Source organism: Lysobacter sp. 1R34A, from assembly GCF_051217035.1.
In the GTDB taxonomy this organism is placed as follows: domain Bacteria; phylum Pseudomonadota; class Gammaproteobacteria; order Xanthomonadales; family Xanthomonadaceae; genus Lysobacter.
In genome coordinates this window covers 1-10312 of sequence record NZ_JBPKJP010000121.1, presented here as the reverse complement: position 1 = coordinate 10312, position 10312 = coordinate 1, and the positions used below count along the sequence as shown (strand labels likewise).

The following is a 10312-nucleotide window of genomic DNA, read 5'->3' as shown; positions in this document are numbered from 1 at the left end:
AGCTGCGCACCGAGCGTGCCGCCCGCCGCCGCAATGCCGCTGGTCGCGCCGCCCACGCTGCGCGAGACATTGGCGACGAGGTTGGTGCTGGCACTGCCGCCGGCGGTGCCGCCGTTGACCTGGCCGATACCCGCGACCGGGTTCAACACGCTGCTGACCGCCCCGGTCAGCGCCTGCCCGGTCGGCCCCTCGATCAGGCCGCCGACCTTCGGCGCCAAGCCTTTGACCTGAGTGCCGACGCCGGAAACCAAGGCTCCGGCGGTGCTGGTCAAGGGCTGGATCGGCGAGCCCTGGAAGGCGCCTACCGTCGCTACGGTCTTGCCGAGGTCGTCGACGGTGGTACCGACGTTGACCACGATGTTGTCGACGCCGGCCGCGGTCGTGCCGACCGGGTTGGCGATGTTGCCGGTCTGGCCGAGGCCGGCGCTGGTCGCCGTGCCGATGCCGGTGACGGTGCGGCCGAGATCGTCCACGACTTTGCCGAGGCCTTGGGTGGTTGGAGTGTTACCGCCGAGCAGGGCTTGATTCGGAATTTGCGCGCCGAGCCCGCTGATCGTCCCGCCGACGCCGGCGATCAGGCCGCCGCCGCTCGTAACGACCGAACCGATCACGTTGCCGGGGGGCGGAGTAGTGCCGGTACCGCCTGGGCCACCACCACCACCACCACCACCACCACCGCCGCCCGAGCCGCCGCCTCCGGAGCCGCCGCCGCCCGAGCCACCGCCACCGGAACCGCCGCCGCCTGAGCCGCCGCCTCCGGAGCCACCGCCACCGGAACCGCCACCACCCGAGCCACCGCCTCCTGAGCCGCCGCCGCCCGAACCGCCACCCCCGTCGCCGCCGCCCCCGGGATTAGGATTGAAACTGGATTTGACGCCGCCGGAGCCCGAGCAACCCGTGGTCGATACCGTGACCGTCAGGATGCAGGCTGCGAGCAGGCTGTAGGAAAAGGCTTTACGAATGCTGTGAGATTCCATCGCGTTCCTCCGAATGCAGCTCGTGCTGCCTCGTGCACGGATTTGTCGCTACGCCTGCATTCGCTATGACGCTACAGGCCAGCTCCCCTATCACACTTACAGTTGCCTTTCTGGTGTGTAGTGGATCAAGGCTGCTCCGATTCATCGTTTATAAAATGTGATGAAAGTCACGTTTATATAGGAACGTGGACATATTTCCGACAATCGGTTGAATCGGTGAGCGAGGGTGATTTTCGTTCATGAATTACGCCTGGAACGCAGGTTGGGCGCCATGACGGACATCGCCTTCGCAACCGTACGGTCCCGGCTTTCAGCGTTCTGACCCCGAATCCGGAAACGCCACTCGAAGGTGTCTTATGCGCTCCCGTAATCGGAGCGGCCTGTCCCCGTCGGCGCATCGAGACCGCGCGGCTTCTTTTGCCGAATTACCCGGTAAACCTCATCGAGGTACTGCACGACTGACGCAAGGCTGAGCGAGCCCAGGTTTCACCACTCCACCGTGCCGCGAACCACCGCCTGCACGCGCCCGCCTATCCACACCTCGCGGTCTTCGTCGATGCGGATCTCGATGCAGCCGTCGCGGCCGACCTCGCGCCCCTGGCTGATTTGATAGGCGGCGCCGATTTCGATGCGGCCGGCCTCGAACAAGGCCGTCGCGATGGCGGCGTTGGCGCTGCCGGTCACCGGGTCTTCGGCGATGCCGTCGCTCGGGCAGAAGGCGCGCACGACATAGGCGAACCCGGGTTCCTGCGAACGCGCGAACACGGCCAGGCCGAGCGCGTCGTCGCCGGTCAGGGCCAAGATCGCCGCTAGGTCGGGATGCATACCGCGTACCGCGGCGGCATCGGCGAGCTCGGCCACCCACCAGCGTGGCCCGTTGTCCCATAGCGCCGGCACCAGCGGGCCCCACGGCAAGCCGGCCAGGGCCAGATCGAGCAGGGCCTGTTGCTCGTCTGCGGGGGCGCAACGCCGCGCGCGCGGCGTGCGGATGCTGACCCGCAGGCCGTTCGCATCGTGAACGATGCGCACCGGCAGATGCCCGGCTGCGCACTGCTGCACCAGGGCTTCGCTGCGTGGCGCGACGCGGCCGGCATCGAGCACCGCCCAGGCCGCGCCGATGCTGGGATGGCCAGCGAACGCCAGTTCCTGGCGCGGAGTGAAGATGCGCACGCGATAGTCGGCGCCCTCGTCGGGCGGCAACAGGAAGATCGTTTCCGGCAGATGGGTCCAGGCGGCGAACGACTGCATCGCCGCGCTGTCGAGGCCCTGCGCATCGAACACCACCGCGAGCGGATTGCCCGCGCCGATGCGATGGGCGAAGACGTCGAGTTGCAGAAAGCGTCGCAGGCTCAAGGTCGCCGAGCGTACAGGCCGCGGCGCGCGCGATCATGTGCCTGGCGCACGATCGGCGCCATGGCCGGCAGGTTCATCGCTGGTCGCATAGAACCTGTAAGCCGTACTCGGTGCGATCGCCCCAAGGCTGCCGCAAGACCCTGCAAGGCAAAGACGCGGCCGTGAGGCCGCGCCTTCGTGCCACGCCCTGCGATCAGTCGCAGAACCAGGTCTGCTTCTGGTAGATCGCAGTGCGTTCGCCCCAGGAGGTGTACTGGCCGCTGCAGCTGGCGACCGCGCCGCCGACTTCTTCGCCGGCTTCGTTGAAATACAGGATCGAATACCCCTGCCACGGAGGCGCGGCGTTGACGCTGCCGGCCACAGCCAATCCACCCAACACCACCGCCGCCACTACCGTTGCGATAAGACGCATCGTCGTTCTCCTTTGCTTGAGTCGTGCCCCGCCGGGCCGTGCCTCGGCGGAGCGTGGGGCACCCCGCGGCCGTCGCGTAAAGCGGAAAGCTCCGGAAGACCGGAGCTTTCCTGCGGCGCGAACGCCGCGGCCGTAGGCGGGACGGCTCAGCTTTCGGCTGCGCAGCCCTGCACGAAACGCTTGATCTCGGTGGTCTGGCCCCAACGGCCGTCGGCGGCGCCGCAACCGGCGGTCCACTTGCCGACCTGCGCGCCTTCGGCGTTGTAGTAGTACCAGGTGCCCTGCCAGTTGTAGGCCAGTGCATTGAACGACACGCCACCCACCATCGCCACCGCCATGACGGCAGCGAACAATCCGATACGACGCATGCGATTTCTCTCCCGATTGTGCGGCGCTATTCGCCGCCCGGGCACCTTATGCCAGCGCGCGAGCGCCGCGGCGCGATCGGGCGTCCTGGCTTGTATCCACTTGTCGAAATCGTGATTGCTATCGCTATTGGCTGTTTTGCCGCTGCGTAAAGCGTCGGCTATCGCAATGCGGGCGACGCGTCCGAGCGAGCCTGCGCGGTCGTGACGACGTATTCAGCGCGTGCGATGTTGCAGCGCACACGAGTTGTGCGCGACCGACGACGGACACCCCGCCGCGCTGCACCAACCGCAGCGTCGCCGCTGCTGGGCAGGGGCGGCGCGAGCCGCGACCGCGTCCGATCCGATGGCGCCGCAGCCACGAGCAGGTTCGCGCGGCCCTCCGCTCGTTGAAACGCGCCTGCGATTCGATGCCCGCGCCGCGCGGTCGCGGCTCGCGCCGTTCCAGCCCCAAAGCTCGAAGCCATCGCGCTTCGGAGCCTGGGCGACCTCGATCAGGCCGCGAGCAAGGCCGGCAATTGCGCCGGCGCGGTCGCCAGGTGCTGGGCGCCGGCGTCACGCAGTTCGTCTTCGCTGCCGAAGCCCCACAACACGCCGATGTTGCGCATGCCGTGCTCGCGCGCGCCTTCGATGTCCATGCGCCGGTCGCCGATCATCAGGCAGCGCTCGGCCGGCAGTTCGAAACGACGCAGCGCTTCGCCGATCAATTCGACCTTGTGGGTCAGGCGGCCGTCGCGGGTCGAGCCGACGATGTCGTCGAAGCGATCGCCGAACGGCAGGGCGCCGAGGATCTTGCGCGCGTTGTCTTCGTTCTTGGCGGTGACGATGGCCAGGCGATGGCCGGCGGCGTGGACCGCATCGAGCATCTCGGCGACGCCGTCGTAGACCGAATGCTCGCTCCAGCCCTCGCGGCCATAGCGGTCCAGGTACAGCGCTACCGCCCGCTCGACGCGCGCCTCGTCGCCGAGCAGGGGCAGGAAACTGGTGCGCAGGGCCGGACCGATCCAGCCCCGCAACTCCGCCTGCGACGGCACCGGATGGCCGAGCTGTTCGAGCGCATACGACACGCTGCGGGTGATGCCCGGGGCCGAATCGATCAGGGTGCCGTCGAGATCGAAGAACAGCGTGGCCGGTGCGCTCACGATCATCAGCCCGCGCGCTGCTTGAGCGCAGTCACCGCCGGCAATTCCTTGCCTTCGAGGAACTCGAGGAAGGCGCCGCCGCCAGTCGAGATGTAGCTGACCTCGTCGGCGATGCCGTACTTGTCGACCGCGGCCAGGGTGTCGCCGCCGCCGGCGATCGAGAACGCCTTCGACGCGGCGATGGCGCGCGCCAGGGTCTGCGTGCCATGGCCGAAGGCATCGAACTCGAACACGCCGACCGGGCCGTTCCAGACTACGGTGCCGGCGTTCTTGATCAGTTCGGCGTAGCGCGCAGCGGTGTCCGGGCCGATGTCGAGGATCATGTCCCCGGCGTCGACCGCATCGACCGCCTTGACCGTGGCCGGCGCATCGGCGGCAAACTGGGGCGCGACCACGACGTCGGTCGGCACCGGAATGTCGGCGCCGCGCGCCTTGGCGTCGGCCATGATCTGCCTGGCGGTCTCGATCAGGTCGGGCTCGACCAGCGACTTGCCGACCCCAAAGCCCATCGCGGCGATGAAGGTATTGGCGATGCCGCCGCCGACGATCAGCTGATCGACCTTGGACACCAGCGAGGACAGCAGCTCGAGCTTGGTCGAGACCTTGGAGCCGGCGACGATCGCGAGCAGCGGGCGCGCCGGGTGTTCGAGCGCCTTGGCCAGCGCATCGAGTTCGGCCATCAGCAGCGGGCCGCCGGCGGCGACCTTGGCGAAACGGATCGCGCCGTGGGTCGAGGCCTGGGCGCGGTGCGCGGTGCCGAACGCGTCCATGACGAACACGTCGCACAGCGCGGCGTACTGCTTCGCCAGCGCCTCGTCGTCCTTGCCCTCGCCGACGTTCATGCGGCAGTTCTCGAGCAGCACCAGCTGGCCGGGCTGCACGTCCACGCCGCCGACCCAATCCTTGACCAGCGGCACGTCGATACCGAGCAGTTCCGACAAACGCTGCGCCACCGGCGCCAGCGAATCGGCCTGGCTCCATTGGCCTTCCTTCGGCCGGCCGAGGTGCGAAGTGACCATCACCGCCGCGCCCTTCTCGAGCGCCAGCTTCAGCGTCGGCAGCGCGGCCAGGATGCGCAGTTCGGAGGTGATGCGGCCATCGTCGATGGGGACGTTGAGATCTTCACGGATCAACACGCGCTTGCCGGCGAGATCGAGATCGGTCATGCGAACGATGGGCACGGGGCCTCCTGAGGCGATGCGGGGGATGGAATAAGGAAAACCGTAGGAACTGGGGTGCGGCGGTGAACCTGGATCTCGATTCTGGATTCTGGATTCTGGGAAGCCGCCGCCGGGGTGGCTATTGTCGCGGCGCGGGAGGCCGAAATAAACCTTCGTGACTGAACGGAGGCATTCGCCGGGCGTCTCGGTGTGGAGACGGCTTGGTATGGGTGGCTGACGCGGGGGTTGCCTCTGCGGCGGCTGCGGCGGGATTGGATCGGGACGGCGGCATCGGGATATGGACCGCTTCTGCTCGGCGCCGGCAGGCTTCACTGCCTGCGGCCAGAGGCGCAACAGCCGCCGGTTGCGCGGTCGCGGCTTGCGCCGCTCCTACCCCACTGCATTGGCCTGTTGCGCGAACCCGCCTGTAGGAGCGACGTGAGTCGCGACGGCGAAACACGCAGAAACGGCGAGGCCGTCGGCATTCGTTGAAGCGGCGTGCCTTCGCCAGGGTAGGAGCGGCGCAAGCCGCGACCGGCATGCTTCGATCTCGCGCCGCACTCGCAAGGCCACGGAACGCGCAGAGACAACGAGGCCGCCGTCATTCGCCGAGGCGGCGTGCCTTCGCCAGGGTAGGAGCGGCGCGAGCCGCGACATCGCTGTGGCGGTCTTGCGGCATTTCTTTCAAGCAAGATCAGGATCAGGATCAGGATCAGGATCAAACCCAAAGCTTCCGCCACTAAAGCGGCGGGTTACTTTCTTTTGTCTAAAGCAACAAAAGAAAGGTAACCAAAGAAAAGTGCTTTTCTTTGAATCAAATGCCCGCACGATCGATGCCGACGCGGGGATTTTTCATACGGGACATCCCTGTCCCGATGAAAAACGGCCCGCATCCCTGCGGGCCGCCCTCCGGGTCTTCTTTAGTCTTCGCCAGTTCGCGGCGTCGCACCGCAACAGCACGAGCGCGAGCAAAGAACATAAGCACAAGCACGGCGAAACAATTCGAGGCTCACGACGAAGCTGAAACATCAGCCAAAGCCAAAGCCAAGCGAGATTCGTTGCGACCGGGGGCCCCTGGAATCCAGGAGCTGAGCCACTCAACCCTCAGTCCCCTCACTCCACCGGCTTCGACCCGCGCAGCAAACTGAAAGCGAACCCGGCCACGGTCAGCGCGCCGGCCACCAGTACCGCCCATAGCAGCCAGGAGCGCCAGTCGCGCTTTGGTTCCGGCGGTATCAGGGCGGCGGGGCCGGCCAGGGGCGCGGGCTCGCCGAGGCGGGCATCGGCCGGTTGCCAGTCCCGGCCGCGGGTCTGGCGCAGGGCTTCGATCAGTTGGGCGAGCGACGAATGGGCACGCGCGGTGCGCGCGCTGCCGGCGGCCAGGGCATAGGGCGGTGCGCCCTGGGCCAGGAACACCGCGACCTCGGGCCGGTAGCCCAGGCGCAGCACCGGTTCGCCGGGCACAGCGGCGTTCGCGCGCAGCCGCCAGTGGCGATCGCGCACGGTCGCGGCGAGTTGGCGCGCGGCCGAACGGTCGCCCTCTCCCGGGCCGGCGACGCGGAACGCCATCCACGGGCCGGCCTGCGGGCGCCACCCCTGGTCGCTGTCGTCGCGGCTGTCGAGGCGCCACTCCACCGCGTGATTGCCCGGCAGGGCGACATCGACCTGCTGGATCGGGAAGCGGCCGTCGAGTTCGTATTCGAATGCGACTGCACCGTCCTTCTGTTCGAGGCGCCGGCCTTTCAGCTCGCGCCATTGCAGCGGCGCGGACGCGGCATTGCCGGCCAGTTCGGCGCTGACCGCGCTGATCGGGGCGGCGGCCTTGGGGTCTTGCGGAGTCAGGCGCAGGTAACGCGCCTGCTCGCCGACGCTGTCGAAGACGATGCGCCGCTGCAGCAGGCGCTGGCCGCCGCGTTGCAGGTCGATCAAGCGGCCGCTGCTGCTCAGGCTGCGCCATTGGTCGAGGTCGTCGCTGGCCTCGACGCTGTAGGCCGCATCGAGCGCGGCGCCCGGCGCCCATTCCAGCTCAAGTGCGAGGATCGGCCGGCGCAGGCGGCTGGCATCGATCAGCAAGGCGGTCTGCGGCAGCCGCGTGGTGTCGCCGGCGGTGCTGCGCGCTTCGACCCGGCGCAGGCGTCCGTCGGTCTCGACTTCGCTGATCAGTTCCCAACCCTGGGTCGCCGAGCCCGACGGCGAGGCCGGCAAGGCGAACCACGGCAAGGCGACGCGCTGCGGCGCGCGCGCCAGCGGTTGTTCGGGCGCGAACACCGCGGCCGGCACCGGCGTGCCGCTGCCGTCGAGCACATCGAGGTCGCGCAGCTGCGGGCTCTGCGCCTGCCGATAGACGTGCTCGTCGAGCACTACGCGATAAGCGCCGCCGTCGTCGCGGCTGAGGTTCAAGGGCCACTGCCGCGCGTAGTCCTCGCGCGGCCCGGCCCAGGCCAACAACGGCACCGCCGCGAACAAACAGGCGCTGCGGCGGAAGCTGGAAATAGTGCTCATGCCTGGGCCTCGCGAGTGTCGTGCGGACCGCGATCGGGATGGCTGTCGTCGCGCGGCGGCGCTGGCGCAGCGGGCGGCGCCGGGGCGAAATAGCCGACCAGGGTGCACAGCAGGCCGTAGGCGATGAACGATGCGATGCCGAGCAGGTTGCCGAGATGGCCGCGATCGACCAACACCAACTTGGCCAGCACCACCGCCATCAACAGCGCACCGGCCAGCCACAGGCCGCGCTGGCCGCGGCGCGAACCGGCGATCCAGCCGGCTACGCCGAGCACACTCCAGACCACGGTCAGGCTGGTCTGCACCAGGCTGGTAGAGAACATCGACGGCGACCAGTCCACCCCGCCCCAGTGATGCGCGCTGCGCAGCACTTCGACCGTGATCAGGGCGAAGCCGGCGGCGGCGAGCAAGGGCACGCGGCGGCGGCGCAATTCCTCGCCGACCAGCGGCGAGGCCAGCCACGCGCCCAACACGGTAAGCACCGCCCACTGCATCAAGCCGAGCGGATTGAGCAAGGGCAGCCACATCAGCGGACGCGGGTTGGCCGGGGTGGCGAGGGTGAAGCCGATCGCCAGCGCCAGTGCGATCGCGAACGAGGCCAGCAATGGGGCGCGCCAGCCGGTGAAGCGCTGCGGCACGGGCTGTGCGACCAGGGCCGGGCGCCACAGCAATGTCGCCGCCATGGCGAGTATCGGCAGCAACAAGGCCGCGACGCTCCAGCCGGTACCGAGTACCGGAACGCCGTCGCGCAACCACAAAGTCGATACACGCAGCAGACTCACGCCGATCACCAGCGCCCATGCCCAGCACCAGCCGGAATAGCCCAGGCCGAGCTCGCCGCCGGCGCGTTCGCGCAGGCCGGTCAGGTTGCGCCAGCCGAACACGGCGTACAGCGCCCAGGCCAGCCAGCCGAACCCGGCCAGCGGATAGTCGTGCAGGCCGGTCTGCACGAACAACAGCGGCAGCGCCGACAGCAACGCGAACATCGCGGTCAGCGACAAGGCTTTCCAGGCGTGGCGGCGGAACACCTCGGCGACGATCCAGCCGCTGGCGGCGGTCAGCATCAGCACCGCATCGGCGCTGTAGCGGTCGGGGACGAAGTCGGCGATCTCGCTGCCGGCCGCACCGAGCCACCACGCCAGGCCCCACAGGTAATACGGCAACGCCGGCCCGGGGCTGTCGTTGCGGCGGTGGCTCCAGGCGCTGGCGAAGCCGGCGATGGCGATCAGCAGGGCGCCGGCGAAGCTGGCGTTGAGCAGCGGCACTTGCGCGTCCCAGACCGCGTCGCTGGCGCCGATGACGAAGGCGAACGCGGCCGCACCCTGCAACAGGAAGCCGACCAACTGCGGCAAGCGACGCTGCTGGCGCAAGCCCAGCCAGACCATCGCCGCGCCTTCGAGCGCGAACACGCAGGCGGTGGCCTCGGCGGCGAGCGCGAGCGGAATCGCCAGGGTCGCGAAGCCCACCGCGAGCAAGGCATACGGCGTCGACAACTCGAGGAAGCGCGAGTCGCGACGCAGCCACCAGGCCAGCGCCGCATACAGCGCGCCCAGGCCCAGCGCGCAGAACGCCAACGGCATGCGGTCGCCTTCGAGCAGGCCGGCCTGCAGGGTGAAAGCGACCAGCGGCGTGCCGAACACCAGGCAGCCGTCGATCAGGTCGCGGTGCCCGGCCGGACGCTTGCGCGCGTACAGCACCGGGATCAACAGATAGAAGCCGAAGAACAGCAGCAGGAAGGGTTCGGTGGTCGAGAAGTGCTCGGGGCGGTACTTGAGCACGCCCCACAAGGTGCCGATGCCCCAGGTGAAGACGAAACCGAGCAGATTGAGCACCCGCCACGGCCGCCACCAGGCGATCGCGAAGATCCCGGCATTGAGCACGGCGTAATAACCGAACAGGGCGACGTGGTTGCCGGAACCGGTCGACAGCCAGATCGGCGCGAGGAAACCGGCGAGGATCGCGAACACCGCCAGCGCCATCGCGTTCTGCTTGACCGCCAGCACGCCGGCGCCGGCCACCAGCACCACGCTGATCGCGAACGCCGCGCCCGCCGGCATCAACTGGTAGAGCTTGAAGGCGGCGAACACCACCAACAGCAGCACGCCGATCGCGCCGCCCTGCAAGCTCAGGGCGAAACTGCGCTTGCGTTCGCGCTGGCGCCAACCGAACACCAGCCCGGCCATCGCCGCCAGCGCGACGCCGGCCAGGCGAAGCTCGATCGGCAGATGCAGCCAGCCCTGGTCGGTCGCGTACTTCAACAGCGCCGCGACGCCGGCGAACAACACCAGCATGCCGACCTTGACCGGCACGTTGCCCTCGGTGAACCAGCGACGCAGCCAACGCGCGGCGACGGTGAACACGTCCGGCGGCGGCGGCGCAGCCGGCGCGCGCCGAGCCGCGG

General features: G+C 68.7%; 8 protein-coding genes. All 8 read right to left on the bottom strand.

All coding sequences use genetic code 11. The features are described 5' to 3' along the window. A partial coding sequence (locus tag ACSAMQ_RS18370) for a collagen-like triple helix repeat-containing protein (protein WP_435397045.1) occupies positions 1 to 977 on the bottom strand: 977 nt, incomplete at its 3' end. A 486-nt stretch (positions 978 to 1463) separates the two neighbouring features. Beyond that, positions 1464 to 2330 carry a PhzF family phenazine biosynthesis protein gene (locus tag ACSAMQ_RS18365; RefSeq protein ID WP_435397044.1) on the bottom strand — a complete coding sequence of 289 codons (867 nt, stop codon included), beginning with the start codon at positions 2328 to 2330 and terminating at the stop codon, positions 1464 to 1466. Positions 2331 to 2523: 193 nt separating this feature from the next. Next, a complete protein-coding gene (locus tag ACSAMQ_RS18360) occupies positions 2524 to 2742 on the bottom strand; it encodes a DUF6289 family protein (RefSeq protein ID WP_435397043.1) in 219 nt (72 codons plus the stop codon). 146 nt (positions 2743 to 2888) lie between these two features. Further along, positions 2889 to 3110, bottom strand: coding sequence for a DUF6289 family protein (locus tag ACSAMQ_RS18355; RefSeq protein ID WP_435397042.1), 222 nt, complete (start codon positions 3108 to 3110; stop codon positions 2889 to 2891). 491 nt (positions 3111 to 3601) lie between these two features. Next, positions 3602 to 4255 (bottom strand): HAD hydrolase-like protein, encoded by a 654-nt coding sequence (locus ACSAMQ_RS18350; protein ID WP_435397041.1) that lies wholly within the window; start codon positions 4253 to 4255, stop codon positions 3602 to 3604. Then, on the bottom strand, positions 4255 to 5430 hold the full coding sequence (locus ACSAMQ_RS18345; protein WP_435397040.1) for a phosphoglycerate kinase: 1176 nt from the start codon (positions 5428 to 5430) through the stop codon (positions 4255 to 4257). Before ACSAMQ_RS18345 ends, ACSAMQ_RS18350 begins: the two co-directional genes overlap by 1 nt. Before the next feature lie 1092 nt (positions 5431 to 6522). Then, positions 6523 to 7911 carry a DUF3999 domain-containing protein gene (locus tag ACSAMQ_RS18340; protein WP_435397039.1) on the bottom strand — a complete coding sequence of 463 codons (1389 nt, stop codon included), beginning with the start codon at positions 7909 to 7911 and terminating at the stop codon, positions 6523 to 6525. Beyond that, positions 7908 to 10312, bottom strand: a 2405-nt coding sequence (locus ACSAMQ_RS18335) for a DUF2339 domain-containing protein (RefSeq protein ID WP_435397038.1), incomplete at its 5' end; no start/stop codon positions are given. The genes ACSAMQ_RS18340 and ACSAMQ_RS18335, both read right to left, overlap by 4 nt.

What these genes read in the sequence shown, in the direction of transcription:
- ACSAMQ_RS18355 (WP_435397042.1), bottom strand. Translation starts at nt 3,110, where the DNA reads ATGCGTCGTATCGGATTGTTCGCTGCCGTCATGGCGGTGGCGATGGTG.
- ACSAMQ_RS18340 (WP_435397039.1), bottom strand. Translation starts at nt 7,911, where the DNA reads ATGAGCACTATTTCCAGCTTCCGCCGCAGCGCCTGTTTGTTCGCGGCG.
- ACSAMQ_RS18360 (WP_435397043.1), bottom strand. Translation starts at nt 2,742, where the DNA reads ATGCGTCTTATCGCAACGGTAGTGGCGGCGGTGGTGTTGGGTGGATTG.
- ACSAMQ_RS18350 (WP_435397041.1), bottom strand. Translation starts at nt 4,255, where the DNA reads ATGATCGTGAGCGCACCGGCCACGCTGTTCTTCGATCTCGACGGCACC.